Here is a 13293-nt window from a genome sequence, read left to right on the forward strand (position 1 = left end):
CCCCACGGTCACGGGGGAATTGGCGCCTGCGAAACGCGTCATGACCGTTAGAGGTGGAGTGTCAGTGATTGGCCGGTAACGCGGTGTTGTGGGGCGTAAGGGGCGGCCATGACGCGCCACAACGGCTTGAACGCGTCAATCCCCGACCCGCGTAACGGTGTTGGGGTGTGACTGACCTGGCTGTATACGGTGCCCGGCTGGCGCGGGTCAGCCGTCGTTTCCGGCAGGCCGTATCCGGGCCTTAGCCGCGTGCGCCCGGCCGAATAGTTTTCCAGGCGTCCGCACGGGAACGGCCTCGAGAAAGGGCACGGAATGACCACGTCCGGCAGTGAGTACACGATCCTCGTCCGGCCTTCCGTCGAAAAGCAGTGGGTCGGCGGGGGCTCCGTCCGGCTCACCGTCTACAACCTCACCGACGAGGACAAGAACATCTCGACCATCGAATTCGACGTGGCCCAGGGCCAGACCGTCAGCAACAACGTCGGCCTCGTCGTCGTCCAGCAGGGTCAGCGCGTCACGGGAACGGTCGAGAGCTGGAAGCGGAAAATCCCCGCGCACGGCACGAACTTCGTCATCGTGACCTACTCCGGCACGCTCGACCCGCTGCCCAGGAACATCAAGGTCGACGGCGTCCCGGCGGACGTGCCGGAATACGACACGCCGCCCACCCCGGTCACCGACCTGCGGGTCGAACGGGTCCTCGGGCGCTCCGTGCTGCTCGACTGGACGCCCTCGACCGACGAGGTCGCCGTGATCGAGTACCACATCACCGTCAACATGCCCGGCCGCGACCCGGTCGTGGTCACCGGGCCGCCCGCGCTCGTGGGCCGGCTGACGCCCGAGACCGACTACGAGGCGACCGTCGTCGCCATGAACATCCGCGGCCTGTTCTCCTCGCCCACCACGATCGAATTCAACTCCGGTGAGCCGAAGGGCGAACGGCCCGCCTGGGACATCCCGGTGATGCCGTTCATCGACTACGCCGGCGGAAACACCGTCTCCGGCGACTGGCACATCAACGAGATCACGCCCATCGCCCAGGCCACGGGCGTCCGCGGCGTTTCGCTCGGCTTCATCACCGTCGCGAACGACCAGATGGAGCCGTGCTGGGGCAGCATTCCCACCTACGACGCCATCAACGGCAAGCACAACGCCGACGACGTGCGCGCGTTCAAGGAGCTGGGCGGCCGCCCGGTCATCTCCATCGGCGGCTGGACCAATCACATCGCGGAATACGTCCACACGGACGTGGAGCGGGTCTACGGCTGGTACTCGGCCATTCTCGACGCGTACGACATCGACCGCATCGACTTCGACATCGAAGGCGCGGCCCAGAAGGACAAGGCGTTCCTCGCCCGCCACATCAGCATCGTCCTGATGCTGCTGGACGCCCGGCCCCAGCTCCGCATCTCCTACACCCTCCCCGTGGACGCCGGCCGCGAGCGCCGCCCCGCCGACGTCTACGGCCCCGACGACCCGAACTGCCCGCCGGACCTTGTCGCCGGGTTCAACACCGACGGTCAGGCGTTCATCGGCATGCTCGCCGACGCGGGCATCCTCCCGTCGCTGTTCAACGGGATGACCATGACCATGGGCAACGCCAACCGCCCCCAGGGCACGGAGGCCGTCATCGCGACGCGCTTCATGCACCGCACGGTCAAGCAGGCCTACCCGCACCTCACGGACGCCGAGGTCTGGGCCCGGCTGGGCGCCTGTCCCATGTACGGCATCAACGACGGCGGCGAACGCTTCCACGAGCAGGACATGCACGACCTGGTCGCCCACGCCCGCGACGTCCGGCTGGGCTCCATCGGCGGCTGGGACGCCCAGCGTGACTGGAACTCCAACCGCACGACGACGAAGTGCGGCGTCGACTCGGGCGACATCTCCCAGTGCACGTGGGAGCCCCAGACGCCGGGCACGTACCTGAAGATCGAGGCGGCCTACCAGGTCTGACGCGCACGGGGGCTCGGGTCCGGGGGCAGTGCCCCCGGACCCGTTCGCTCACCAGCCCAGCCCCTCCAGCCCGGCCGGGAGCCCGGGGCCGTCCTCGGCGTCGTATATGACGCCGAGGCGCTGGGTCGCGCGCGTCAGGGCGACGTACAGGTCGCTCGTCCCGAACTCGCCCGGCTCGACGACGATCACCGAGTCGAACTCCAGGCCCTTGGCCTGGCGCGGGTCGAGGAGGACCACCGGGCGGGTCAGGTCCGGCTCCGGCCCCGCCGAGGCCGCCGGTACGGCGGCGCGCAGGGCCGCGTGGTGCCGGTGCTGGGCGATGATCGCGATGCGGGCCATCTCGCGGGACGTCTCGGAGACGACCGCGTCGGCCACCGCGTCCGCCAGGTCCGCCTCCGAGTCGCCGTGGACGGCGCACATCCACGGCCCTTCCCCCGTGGACCGTACCGAGCTCGGCGGTTCGAAGGACGGGTTCACGGACCGGACGACGCCGGCCGCGAGGTCCATGATCTCGGCGGGCGTACGGTAGTTGACGCCCAGCCGCACGTGCTCCCAGCGGTCGCCGACGTGCGGGGTGAGGATGGCTTCCCAGGTGCCGCAGCCGCCGGGTTCGGCGGTCTGGGCCGGGTCGCCGACCAGGGTCATGGAGCGCGTGGGGCAGCGGCGCATCAGCAGCCGCCAGGCCATGGCGGACAGCTCCTGGGCCTCGTCGACGATGATGTGGCCGAACGCCCAGGTCCGGTCGGCGGCGGCGCGTTCGGCGGCGCTGCGGTGGTCGGCCTCCTCGTGGCGTTCGGCGAGGCGTTCCGCGTCGATGAGGTCGTGGGCGGCGAGGATCTCGGAGTCCTCGTCCTCGCGGTCCTCGAACTCCTGGGTGCGGGAGCCGTAGGAGAGGTCGAGGACGCCCTGGGCGTAGCGGACGCGTTCCTGGCGCGCGGCCTCGGCGGCGGCGCGGGCGGCGGAGTCGTCCTCGCCGAGGAGTTCGGCGGCCTCGTCGAGGAGGGGGACGTCCGCCGGGGTCCAGGGGCCGCCGTCGCGCCGGATGGCCGCCGCGTCCTCGTCGGGGAGGTGGGTGGGGTCGGTGAGGTAGTCGGCGATGAACTCCTGCGGGGTGAGCGCGGGCCACAGGTCGTCGATGGCGGCGTGGACGTCGCGGTTGGCGGCGACGGCCTTGCCGAGCTGGGCGATGTCGTCCGGGCCGAGGAGGCTGGGGCCGCCGTAGGGGTCGGCGCCGAGGCGGTCGGCGATCTGGGCGGTGAGGGCGTCGATGACGCGGAAGGCGAAGTAGGGGCGGGCGAGGTTGTGCGGCAGCCTGGTCTCCCGTGCCAGGCTGCGGGCCTCGGTGGCGATGTCGGTGGTGAGCAGCAGCTCGCCGTCGTCGTGCCGGATGGCGATGGGGGCGTCGGGCTCGGGCACGGTCTGCCGGTCGCGGACGTGCGCCGCGAGGGCGTCGGCCATGGTGGCCGCGCCCTTGATCTCGGCGGCCCGGGGGGTGTCGGTGCCGGTGGCGCGGACGCCCGGGTAGAGCTCGGCGGGCGTGGCGAGGAGGACGCCGGTCTCGCCGAGCGCGGGCAGCACCTCGCTGATGTAGCCGAGGAAGGCCGGGTTGGGCCCGACGATCAGCACGGCGCGGCGGGCGAGCCGCTCGCGGTGGGCGTAGAGGAGGTACGCGGCGCGGTGGAGGGCGACGACGGTCTTGCCCGTGCCGGGGCCGCCCTCGACGACGAGGACGCCCTGGTGGGGGGCGCGGATGATGCGGTCCTGCTCGGCCTGGATGGTCTGCACGATGTCGTGCATCCGGCCGGTGCGGGCGGCGTCGAGCGCGGCGAGGAGGACGGCGTCCGCGTCGCTGCCCTCGTGGCCGGTACGGGCGGTGTCGGTGAGATCGAGGATCTCGTCGTGGAGGTCGGTGACCCGGTGGTTCTCGGTGGTGATGTGACGCCTGCGGCGCAGCCCCATGGGGGTGTGGCCGGTGGCGAGGTAGAACGGCCGGGCGACCTCGGCCCGCCAGTCGATCACCAGGGGCGTGCGGTCCTCGTCGGCGGCGCGGATGCCGATGCGGCCGATGTGGTGGTCGGCGCCGTCGCGGAACAGCAGCCGCCCGAAGCACAGCCCGTGTTCCCCCGCGTTGAACGCCGCGAGCAGCCCGGACTGCTCGGCCACCATGACGTCGCGCTCCTGTCGCGCCTGGAAGGTGGTGCCGTCCATCGCCAGGGCGTCCTTGACCGCCGCCTCGGCGCCGGTGCGCAGTTCGGCGAGCCGGCGGTGAAGCAGATCGATGAATTCCTGCTCATTGCGCATGTCCGTGTTTGACAATTCCACTCCCGCACGGATATGATGGCCTCATAAAGCTTCCCCATGTGTTGAGTTGGACAACGCATGGAACCCATCAATATACGCGGAGAAATACCCCGGGCGTCAATACGCTCCGGGGTTTTGTTGTATTTACGCCTTGTAGCTGCGCCTTGTAGCCGCGTCTTGTGTTCACGCCTCCTCGTCCGTCGCCAGCCGCGCGTGCCGCTCCACGTCGTAGCGCACGCCGGAGTAGAGGAGCCGTTGCCGCTCGCGCCCCTCGACGGCGAAACCGGCCGCTGTGGCGACCCGGCAGGAGGCGATGTTGTCGACGCGGTGCCCCAATTCCAGCCGGAACAGTCCCAGCTCGTCGAAGGCCCACCGGCACACCGCGCGGCAGGCCGCCGTGGCCGCTCCCCGGCCCCGCGCGGATTTCGTCGTCCAATAGGAGACCCAGCCCGTGGAATGCCGGCGGTCGACCGCGCTCACCGTGATGTCGCCGAGCACGGCACGCGGATCCGCCCGTTCGACGACGGCGAAGGAGTATGCCGCGTCCTCCTCCCGCTGCCCGGCCCGCCGCCGTATCCACTGCAGCGCCTCCTCGGCCGTGTCGACCGGCTGGGGCGCCTGCCAGCGCATCAGCGGGTCCGCGTGGGCCTCCAGCAGGGCCTCGACGTCCCCCGCCGTCCACGGCCGCAGCAGGAACGGACCACCGGGCACCGCCATCTCCTCTGTCTCCTCGCGCATGCGGCGAGTGTGCGCCACGGACTTATGTCCGTACAACTCCAGTCCCGTTAGCGTGTGTTCGAGCGCGCGCGGGAATGAGGTTCGCGTGACCGGTTTCGTGAGCGAAGAGTTCGAGGGGCTCCAGGCACAGGTCCTGGGGCTGGCCGGGCGTCAGGTGTCGTCCCGGGAGGTCGTGGAGCGTTCGCTGCGGCGGATCGAGGCGACCCGGAGGACGCTGAACGCCTTCCGGGTCGTCCGGGCCGAGGCCGCGTTGCGCGAGGCCGACGAGGCCGACCGGCGGCTCGCGGCGGGGGAACGGCTGCCCCTGCTCGGCGTGCCCGTCGCCGTCAAGGACGATATGGACGTGGCCGGCGAGCCGACCGCGTTCGGCTGCCCGGGGGACTTCCCCCCGAGAGGGGCGGACAGCGAGGCGGTGCGGCGATTACGGGCCGCCGGCGCGGTGATCGTCGGCAAGACGAACACCCCCGAGCTGGGGCAGTGGCCCGTCACAGACGGGCCGGCCTTCGGGGTGACCCGCAATCCCTGGAGCATCGAGCACACCCCCGGCGGCTCGTCCGGCGGCGCCGGCGCGGCCGTCGCCGCCGGGCTGGTGCCGGCGGCCCTCGGCTCCGACGGCGCCGGGTCCATCCGCATCCCGGCCGCCTGGACCCACCTGGTGGGCATCAAGCCCCAGCGCGGGCGGATCTCCACCTGGCCGGACCGCGAGCCGTTCCGGGGCATCACCTGCTTCGGGCCGCTGGCCCGTACGGTCGCCGACGCGGCGCTGCTGCTGCACGCGGCGAGCGGCTCCCACGACGGCGACATCCACCGGCCGCCGACCGTCGACGTGGTAGCGGCGGCCACGCACGAACCCCGCCGCCGGTTGAGGATCGCGCTGTCACTGCGGCCCGCCTTCGCGGCCGTGCGCAACGCCCTCGCCCCCGCCGTGCGGACGGCGACCCTGCGCATGGCCGAGACCCTGGAGGCCCTGGGGCACGAGGTCGTGGAGGAGAACCCGCGCTACGGCCCCATCGGCCTCGCCTTCGTGCCGCGCTCGATGGCCGGCATCCGGGACTGGACGGCGCGCGTGCCCGACCGGGCGCTGCTGGACGTCCGTACGCGCGCCAACGCGCGCGGCGGGCTGCTGCTCGGCGGCGAGGTGCTGCGGGCGGCACGGGCGGCGGAGGCGCCGCTGCGGCGGCGCATCGGGGAGATGTTCTGGCGCTTCGACGCCGTCCTGACGCCCACCACGGCCGTACCGCCGCTGCGCACGGGCGCGCTGGCGGGGCTCGGCACGTGGGAGACCGACTCCCGGATGATCGCGGCCTGTCCGTACGCCTGGCCCTGGAACGTCCTCGGCTGGCCCGCCCTGAGCGTGCCGTCCGGCTTCACGGAGGACGGCCTGCCGATGGGGGCGCAACTGCTGGGGCCGTCGAACAGCGAGCCGCTGCTGATCTCACTGGCCGCGCAGTTGGAGGCGGACCTGCGCTGGCACGAACACTGGCCGGAGGGGCTTCCTGCGCCCCGCTAGGGGCGCGGGGAACCGCGCGACCAGCCACGACGCGCCAGCAGGCGACGACGCACCCGGCCTCCGGGCGGAGCGCTACGGCGCCAGAATGTCGAGCTCCGCCATCGCACCCGCAGCGATCTCACGGGTCAGGGCCTCCGCCCCAGCCGCGTCGCGCCCGCGCACGGCCTCGGCGACGCGGACGTGGAGGGTGACGGCGGCCGGGTCGGGGTCGGTGAACATCACGTGGTGGTGGGTGCGGCCGGTGAGGACCTCCGCGACCACGTCGCCCAGCCGCGCGAACATCTCGTTGCCGGACGCGCGCAGGATCACCCGGTGGAAGGCGATGTCGTGCACCAGGTAGGCGTCCAGTTGCTGGCCGCGCGAGGTGGCGACCATGCCCAGGGCGTGCTCGGTGAGCTCGGCGCACTGCTCGGGCGTGGCCCGCAGGGCGGCCAGCCCGGCGGCCGCGGGCTCGATCGCCGAGCGCAGCACGGTCAGCGAGCGCAGCTGGCGCGGCCGGTCGGGGCCGGCCAGGCGCCAGCGGATGACGCTCGGGTCGTAGACGTTCCACTCGTCGGCGGGCAGGACGGTCACGCCGACGCGGCGCCGGGAGGCGACGAGGTTCATGGACTCCAGGACGCGTATGGCCTCGCGGATGACCGAGCGCGAGACGTCGAAGCGCTCCTCCAGCTCGTCCGTGCGCAGCACGCTGCCCGCCGGATACTCGCCCGCCGTGATCGCGGGCCCGAGGGAGTCGAGCACGCGTGCGTGGAGCCCCTGCCCCTGTTTGTCCATGCGATCAGCCTAAACGTCGCCGGCGAGGCCATTAAGTATGACGTTTTAGTCACAGGGTCTTGAATACGTCGTACTCAATGCGTTTCAGTGAAGCCTCAACCAACAACCGATGTCGACGGAGACAGCGAGGTAGGCGTGATGGTCGTCGTGGTGATGGGCGTCGCCGGCACGGGCAAGACCACGGTCGGCCCCCTGGTGGCGGAGGCCCTGGGCGTCCCCTACGCCGAGGGCGACGACTTCCACCCGCCCGCCAACATCGCCAAGATGTCCGCCGGCACCCCGCTGGACGACGACGACCGCGCCCCCTGGCTCGACGCCATCGGCGACTGGGCCCGCGGCCGGGCGGACGGCGGTGGCGTCGTCAGCTGCTCCGCGCTCAAGCGCGCCTACCGCGACCGGCTGCGGGCCGCCGCGCCCGGGCTCGTCTTCCTCCACCTCACCGGCGACCGCGAGCTGATCGCCGGGCGGATGGCCGCCCGCAAGGGCCACTTCATGACCACCCGGCTGCTGGACTCCCAGTTCGCCACCCTCGAACCGCTCGGGGCCGACGAAGCGGGCATCGCCGTCGATGTCGCGCCCGAGGCGGCCGTCATCGCCGAGCGGGCGGTAGCCGCACTGCGGCGCCTGTAGGCCCCAGAGGCAGAGGCACCCCCTTCCCCCCTCCCCCATTAGGAAGCCCCGTGAGCACTCTCAGCGTCGAGATGCTGGCCGCGGCAGCACCCACCGCACCGATCACGTCGGCGGGTCACGCACAGCTGGGCATCGCCGTCCTCGTCGGCATCGCCGTCATCGTCCTCCTCATCAGCCGCTTCAAGCTGCACGCGTTCCTGTCCCTGACCGTCGGCTCGCTCGTCCTGGGCGCGGTCGCGGGCGCCCCGCTGGACAAGGTCATCACCAGCTTCACCACCGGCCTCGGCTCGACCGTCGCCGGCGTGGGCGTCCTCATCGCCCTCGGCTCGATCCTCGGCAAGCTCCTCGCCGACTCCGGCGGCGCCGACCAGATCGTCGACACGATCCTGGCGAGGGCGAGCCGCAGCTCCATGCCGTGGGCGATCGTGCTGATCGCGGGCGTCATAGGCCTGCCGCTGTTCTTCGAGGTCGGGATCGTGCTGCTGATCCCGGTCGTCCTGCTCGTCGCCAAGCGCGGCGGCCACAACCTGATGCGGATCGGCATCCCGGCGCTGGCCGGCCTGTCCGTCATGCACGGCCTCGTGCCCCCGCACCCCGGCCCGCTCGCCGCGATCGACGCCATCGGTGCCAACCTGGGCGTCACGCTGGCCCTGGGCGTCCTCATCGCCATCCCCACGGCGATCATCGCCGGGCCGCTCTTCTCCCGCGTCGCGGCCCGCTGGGTCGACGTCACCCCGCCGGAGAAGCTCGTCCCGCAGCGCCCGTCGGAGGAACTGGAACGCCGCCCCGGCTTCGGGATCACCGTCGCCACGGTGCTGCTCCCGGTCGCGCTGATGCTGGCCAAGGCGCTCGTGGACGTCGTGGTCGACGACCCGAAGGCGCATGTGCAGCGGGTGGCCGATGTCATCGGCTCGCCCCTGATCGCCCTGCTGGCGGCGGTGCTCGTGGGCATGTTCACGCTGGGCCGCGCGGCGGGCTTCAGCCGCGAGCGGCTGTCGGGCACGGTGGAGAAGTCCCTCGTCCCGATCGCCGGGATCCTGCTGATCGTGGGCGCGGGCGGCGGCTTCAAGCAGACGCTGATCGACGTGGGCGTCGGCCGCATGGTCCTCGACATATCGAAGGACTGGTCCGTCTCCGCGCTGCTGCTGGCCTGGCTGATCGCCGTCGCCATCCGCCTCGCGACGGGCTCGGCGACCGTCGCCACCATCTCGGCGGCGGGGCTCGTGGCCCCGCTCGCCGCCGACATGAGCACGACGCACACGGCACTGCTGGTGCTGGCCGTGGGCGCGGGTTCGCTGTTCTTCTCCCACGTGAACGACGCGGGGTTCTGGATGGTGAAGGAGTACTTCGGGATGAGCGTCGGTCAGACGCTCAAGACGTGGTCTCTGATGGAGACGGTGATCTCGGTGGTGGGGCTGGGGTTTGTGATGCTCCTGTCGCTGGTGTTGTAGGGGTCCCTACACCCCCGCGTACCGGGCGCGCCGCGTGAGGTTCAGCGCGGCGGCCCGGTCGGCCTGGTGGCCGACGAGGAAGGTCCGGGGCGTCGCGACAGCCGCCGCCAGGCCGGGGGGCCGTAGGGCCCCGTACGACGTGAAGCGGCGCACCCCGCAGTCGTGACAGCGGGCCTCACCGCCCCGCTGGGCCCACCCGGCCCGGTGCGCGCACCTCATCGCGGCCACGCGGGCAGGACGTGCGCCTCCCGGAAGTGACTGCGCACGGCGACCATGGCGTCGACGGCCGCCTCGGTGAGCTCGCCGTATTCCCCGGCGGCCCGCCGGGCCGTGTCGAGCCGTACGCACTCGGCGCAGCCGACGGGCGAGGCGCTCGGCGCGGCGGCGCTGCCGCGCAGGCCCGCCGCTTCCCGTTCCGCCCGCGTCGCCAGCCGCAGCGCGTCGGCGGGCGCCTCCCATTCCCGGCCGCCTCCGGGCCGCCTGATCTGCACGCGCGGGCCGACGTTGCCCATCACCTGGGCGAGCGTCGCGCTACGCGTGTCCACCACGTATGCGCCTTCGCGGTAGGTCACGGAATCTCCCCTTCGAGTTGACCTTACGCAGAGCGGTTTCAGCGTCGCGCGCCGGAGCTACGCTCAACAGGGGTCGGCTGTTGTCCAGCCACGAGACAACAAAGGGGAGTTGAGATCGTGGAACACCTGTCCGGTGATGACGACTCTGCGCGAGCCACGCTTGCCATCGAGCTTCGGCGCCTCCGGGAGGAGTCCGGCAAGTCGCTCGCGCAACTTTCGGAAGACACCTCGTACGACCGCACGTACCTCCACCGCCTGGAGACGGGGGAGCGGCTGTCGCAGCGCCCGGTGATGGAAGCGCTGGACGCCGTCTACGGGACGGGCGGGTTGTTGGTTCGCCTCTGGCGGCTGGCGCGGCAGGAGACCTTCATCGACAGGTTCCAACAGTTCATGCTGTTCGAGGCCAAGGCCGTGATCATGCACAAGTTCATGGTGGCCATGCCCGGCCTGCTTCAGACGGAGGATTACGCGCGGGTGGTGTTGTCCTCCGAGCCGAAGCCCGGTGGTGACAACGAGGTGGAGGATCAGGTTGCCGCCCGGATCGGCAGGCAGGATCTCCTGCACCAAGACCCTCCGCCGACCGTCCGGATCATTCTCGACGAAGGCGTACTGCGACGCCCGCCCGCGGACCGAAAGGTTTGGCGCGGCCAGCTGTCGCACATCATGGACTCGGCCTCATCGTCGAACATGACTATTCAGGTACTCCCCTTCGCCGCCGGTGTGCACGACCTGATGGGTGGTTCGCTGTCGCTGCTGTGGCTGCCGGACGGCCACGCCGTCGCCTACCTGGAAGGCAGCAAGTCCGGCGACCTCATCGATGATCTGCATGAAGTCTCGCAGTTGCGGCTGTCCTACGATCGCGTGCGGGACTTGGCTCTCCCGCCCCCGGAGTCGCTGGCATTCATCCAGCGCGTCATGGAGGAGAACGCATCATGAAGGCACACCTGGACTTGAGCGCGGCCAACTGGCGCAAGAGCAGCTACAGCAACGGCGGCGATGCCACCTGCGTCGAAGTCGCCGACAACATACCCGGCGCTGTCCCCGTCCGGGACAGCAAATCCCCCCACGGGCCTGCCCTGGTGTTCCCCGCCACGGCATGGGAAATCTTCATCGCCACCCTCCAATAGCGCCGCATCCCGCTGTGTCCCACGCCACACCACCTCCCCACCCCCACCCGTCACATTCCTTCCCCAGCATCCGTCAGTGCGGTGACGAAGCAAGCCCGAACGGGCCCCACCCGGAAGGAAACGGCCACCGTGACCGACAAGACCCAGACCTCCCGCATGTCGAACCCCCTCGACCTGATCCCCGAGATCGCCGAGGTGTCGGCGGCCCTGTTCAAGGCCATCGGAAACGGTTCGGTGCCCCGCACCACCTTCGCCCTCATGCACCTGCGTGCTGGGCAGATCGTGGGTAACACGTACCTCACCGTCTTCCACTCCAACACCCTCCGCACCGCAGGCGAGTCCGAGGAGCGGATCACCGCCGTGGCGTCCTGGAAGGACGCGCCGTACTTCACGGACGCCGAGCGGGCCGCGCTCGCGCTCGTGGAGGGCGTGCTCACGCCGAACCCCCACGGTGAGCGGGTGACCGACGAGGTGTACGCCGAGGCGGCCCGGCACTACGACGCGAAGGCCCTCGCGACCCTCGCCGTCGCGATCGGCCAGGTCAACTTCTTCATGCCCATCGCTCTCATCGGGCGGCCCCTGCCCGGCAAGGCGCCGGCCGAGCAGTGGACCTGAGTCCCTAGGGGCACCCTGATCGCGAATTGGGTGGTTCACCGGAGGTGTTGGGGCCGGGGCCCGGACAATCATGGGCTGTATGTCAATGACGAGCCGCAAGGCCCTCGCTCCCGCCCTCGCCCTCGCCGCCTGCGCCGCCGGGGTCGCAGCCACTCTGGTGGCCACCCCGGCGCAGGCGGCTCCCGCAGCCGCGGCGAAGCCGCCCGCTCTCGCCTGGGCACCCTGCGCCGACGCGCCCACCCGCGATTGCGCCGATCTGTCCGTACCGCTCGACTACCGCGATCCCAAGGGGCGTTCGATCGGTATCGCCGTCTCCCGGCTCCGCAGCGACCGGCCCGAGGCCAGACGCGGCACGCTCTTACTCATCCCCGGCGGGCCCGGCGGCTCCGGCCGGGACTGGCTGGGACGGGTGGGGGAGAGGCTGCGGGAGGAGACGCGTGGCGTCTACGACATCGTGTCGTTCGACCCGCGCGGCGTCGGCGGGAGCACACGGGCCGACTGCGGACTCGACCGGGACGACCTCGAAATCACCAAGATCCGCCCCTGGCCCGCGCCCGGCGGGGACATCAGCGGGAGCATCGCGGCAGCCCGCCGCGTCGCCGAGAGCTGTGCCCGCGTGGGCGGCGCGCTGATCCGCTCCTTCTCCACCGCCAACGAGGCCCGCGACATCGACCGGATCCGTCAGGCCCTCGGCGAGCGCAAGCTCTCGGCGTGGGGCGTCTCGTACGGGACGTATGTGGGCGCCGTCTACGCGCAGAAGTACCCGGACCGCGTCGACCGGCTGGTGCTCGACAGCAGCCTCGACCCGGATCCCTCCCGGGTGGGCCGGGGCTGGACGGCGAACATCGCGGCGGCCACGGAGGACAGGTTCCCGGACTTCGCGCGGTGGGCCGCCGACCCGGCCCGGGACGCCCGGCACCGCGTCGCCGAACGGCCCGAGGACGTCCGGCCGTCGGTCCTCGCGCTCGCGGAGCGGCTGGACCGGGTACCGGAGCGGGGGCCCGACGGGACGGAGCGGCTCACCGGGAACCGGCTGCGGGCCCGGCTCCAGATGGCCCTCTACGACGACAGGGCCTTCCCCGGGCTCGCCGAACTGATCGTCTCGGCCCGCGCCGCGGGCGACGCCGCTCCACCGGCCGTGGAGCCGGCGTACGGGTCGCCCGAGGAGGCCGCCACCCTCCTCGGCGTCCTCTGCAACGACGTGCGCTGGCCCCGGTCGCCTGCCTCGTACGAGCGCGCCGTCGCAGCCGACCGGCTCCGGTACCCGCTGACGGCCGGGATGCCCGCCAACGTCATGCCGTGCGCGTTCTGGAAGAACGACACGGCGGAGAAGCCGGTGCGGATCACGGACGAGGGGCCCTCGAACATCCTGATGGTGCAGAACCTCCGAGACCCCGCCACGCCGCACAGCGGAGCGCTGAGGATGCGGGAGTCCCTCGGCGAGCGTGCCCGGATGGTCAGTGTCGACTCCGGGGGCACGGCGCGTACCTCCGCAGGGGGAACGCCTGCGGCGACCGGATAGTCACCGCGTTCCTCGCCACGGGCGAGCGGCCGGAACGGGACGTCCTGTGCCGTTAGGCGCCCGTGCCGGGCGGGGCTCCCCCCTGTTGGAGTCCCGC

Annotated in this window: 12 protein-coding genes and 1 pseudogene; 8 read left to right on the forward strand and 5 right to left on the reverse strand. The window is 71.7% G+C overall.

Annotated features, from left to right (window positions below):
- Positions 1-312: 312 nt before the first annotated feature.
- Complete coding sequence (locus EKH77_RS19765; protein WP_126915667.1) at positions 313-1956, forward strand: fibronectin type III domain-containing protein; 1644 nt, start codon at positions 313-315, stop codon at positions 1954-1956.
- A gap of 48 nt (positions 1957-2004) precedes the next feature.
- Here EKH77_RS19765 and EKH77_RS19770 read toward each other — a convergent pair whose 3' ends face one another.
- Both EKH77_RS19770 and EKH77_RS19775 read right to left on the reverse strand, forming a co-directional pair.
- Positions 2005-4257, reverse strand: a complete 2253-nt coding sequence (locus EKH77_RS19770) for a HelD family protein (RefSeq protein ID WP_126915668.1) — start codon at positions 4255-4257, stop codon at positions 2005-2007.
- 183 nt (positions 4258-4440) lie between these two features.
- The gene (locus EKH77_RS19775) at positions 4441-4995 is read right to left on the reverse strand and encodes a GNAT family N-acetyltransferase (protein WP_126915669.1); all 555 of its coding nucleotides are present in this window, start codon (positions 4993-4995) and stop codon (positions 4441-4443) included.
- Here EKH77_RS19775 and EKH77_RS19780 point away from each other — a divergent pair.
- Positions 4994-6505 (forward strand): amidase, encoded by a 1512-nt coding sequence (locus EKH77_RS19780; RefSeq protein WP_126915670.1) that lies wholly within the window; start codon positions 4994-4996, stop codon positions 6503-6505. The genes EKH77_RS19775 and EKH77_RS19780 overlap by 2 nt on opposite strands.
- 72 nt (positions 6506-6577) lie before the next feature.
- Here EKH77_RS19780 and EKH77_RS19785 read toward each other — a convergent pair whose 3' ends face one another.
- Positions 6578-7279 (reverse strand): FadR/GntR family transcriptional regulator, encoded by a 702-nt coding sequence (locus tag EKH77_RS19785; protein WP_126915671.1) that lies wholly within the window; start codon positions 7277-7279, stop codon positions 6578-6580.
- A gap of 138 nt (positions 7280-7417) precedes the next feature.
- On the opposite strand from EKH77_RS19785, the gene EKH77_RS19790 reads away from it, so the two are divergent.
- Both EKH77_RS19790 and EKH77_RS19795 read left to right on the forward strand, forming a co-directional pair.
- Positions 7418-7909, forward strand: a complete 492-nt coding sequence (locus EKH77_RS19790) for a gluconokinase (RefSeq protein WP_126915672.1) — start codon at positions 7418-7420, stop codon at positions 7907-7909.
- 50 nt (positions 7910-7959) lie between these two features.
- Complete coding sequence (locus tag EKH77_RS19795) at positions 7960-9360, forward strand: gluconate:H+ symporter (protein ID WP_126915673.1); 1401 nt, start codon at positions 7960-7962, stop codon at positions 9358-9360.
- Positions 9361-9366: 6 nt separating this feature from the next.
- On the opposite strand, the gene EKH77_RS19800 is transcribed toward EKH77_RS19795, so the two are convergent.
- On the reverse strand, positions 9367-9579 hold the full coding sequence (locus tag EKH77_RS19800; protein WP_240667768.1) for a DUF6255 family natural product biosynthesis protein: 213 nt from the start codon (positions 9577-9579) through the stop codon (positions 9367-9369).
- A complete protein-coding gene (locus EKH77_RS19805; protein WP_164737665.1) occupies positions 9576-9908 on the reverse strand; it encodes a hypothetical protein in 333 nt (110 codons plus the stop codon). The genes EKH77_RS19800 and EKH77_RS19805 overlap by 4 nt, the downstream gene beginning before the upstream one ends.
- 141 nt (positions 9909-10049) lie before the next feature.
- Here EKH77_RS19805 and EKH77_RS19810 point away from each other — a divergent pair, with 141 nt between their 5' ends.
- The 4 genes and pseudogenes from EKH77_RS19810 to EKH77_RS19825 all read left to right on the forward strand — a co-directional run bounded on the left by EKH77_RS19810 (position 10050) and on the right by EKH77_RS19825 (position 13252).
- A complete protein-coding gene (locus EKH77_RS19810; protein ID WP_346429063.1) occupies positions 10050-10868 on the forward strand; it encodes a helix-turn-helix domain-containing protein in 819 nt (272 codons plus the stop codon).
- Entirely contained in the window at positions 10865-11059 is a 195-nt protein-coding gene (locus tag EKH77_RS19815) for a DUF397 domain-containing protein (protein ID WP_126915677.1), read from the forward strand. The genes EKH77_RS19810 and EKH77_RS19815 overlap by 4 nt, the downstream gene beginning before the upstream one ends.
- Before the next feature lie 156 nt (positions 11060-11215).
- Positions 11216-11674, forward strand: coding sequence for a carboxymuconolactone decarboxylase family protein (locus EKH77_RS19820; protein ID WP_126918170.1), 459 nt, complete (start codon positions 11216-11218; stop codon positions 11672-11674).
- A 79-nt stretch (positions 11675-11753) separates the two neighbouring features.
- Positions 11754-13252 (forward strand): annotated as a pseudogene (locus tag EKH77_RS19825) (alpha/beta hydrolase).
- Positions 13253-13293 lie beyond the last annotated feature (41 nt).

It is taken from the genome of Streptomyces luteoverticillatus (genome assembly GCF_003970715.1).
Classification (GTDB): domain Bacteria; phylum Actinomycetota; class Actinomycetes; order Streptomycetales; family Streptomycetaceae; genus Streptomyces; species Streptomyces abikoensis.

Excerpts from the sequence above, each read along its gene's own strand:
- EKH77_RS19765 (WP_126915667.1), top strand. The coding sequence starts at position 313 with ATGACCACGTCCGGCAGTGAGTACACGATCCTCGTCCGGCCTTCCGTC.
- EKH77_RS19770 (WP_126915668.1), bottom strand. The coding sequence starts at position 4,257 with ATGCGCAATGAGCAGGAATTCATCGATCTGCTTCACCGCCGGCTCGCC.
- EKH77_RS19780 (WP_126915670.1), top strand. The coding sequence starts at position 4,994 with ATGCGGCGAGTGTGCGCCACGGACTTATGTCCGTACAACTCCAGTCCC.
- EKH77_RS19775 (WP_126915669.1), bottom strand. The coding sequence starts at position 4,995 with ATGCGCGAGGAGACAGAGGAGATGGCGGTGCCCGGTGGTCCGTTCCTG.
- EKH77_RS19785 (WP_126915671.1), bottom strand. The coding sequence starts at position 7,279 with ATGGACAAACAGGGGCAGGGGCTCCACGCACGCGTGCTCGACTCCCTC.
- EKH77_RS19790 (WP_126915672.1), top strand. The coding sequence starts at position 7,418 with ATGGTCGTCGTGGTGATGGGCGTCGCCGGCACGGGCAAGACCACGGTC.
- EKH77_RS19800 (WP_240667768.1), bottom strand. The coding sequence starts at position 9,579 with ATGAGGTGCGCGCACCGGGCCGGGTGGGCCCAGCGGGGCGGTGAGGCC.
- EKH77_RS19815 (WP_126915677.1), top strand. The coding sequence starts at position 10,865 with ATGAAGGCACACCTGGACTTGAGCGCGGCCAACTGGCGCAAGAGCAGC.
- EKH77_RS19820 (WP_126918170.1), top strand. The coding sequence starts at position 11,216 with ATGTCGAACCCCCTCGACCTGATCCCCGAGATCGCCGAGGTGTCGGCG.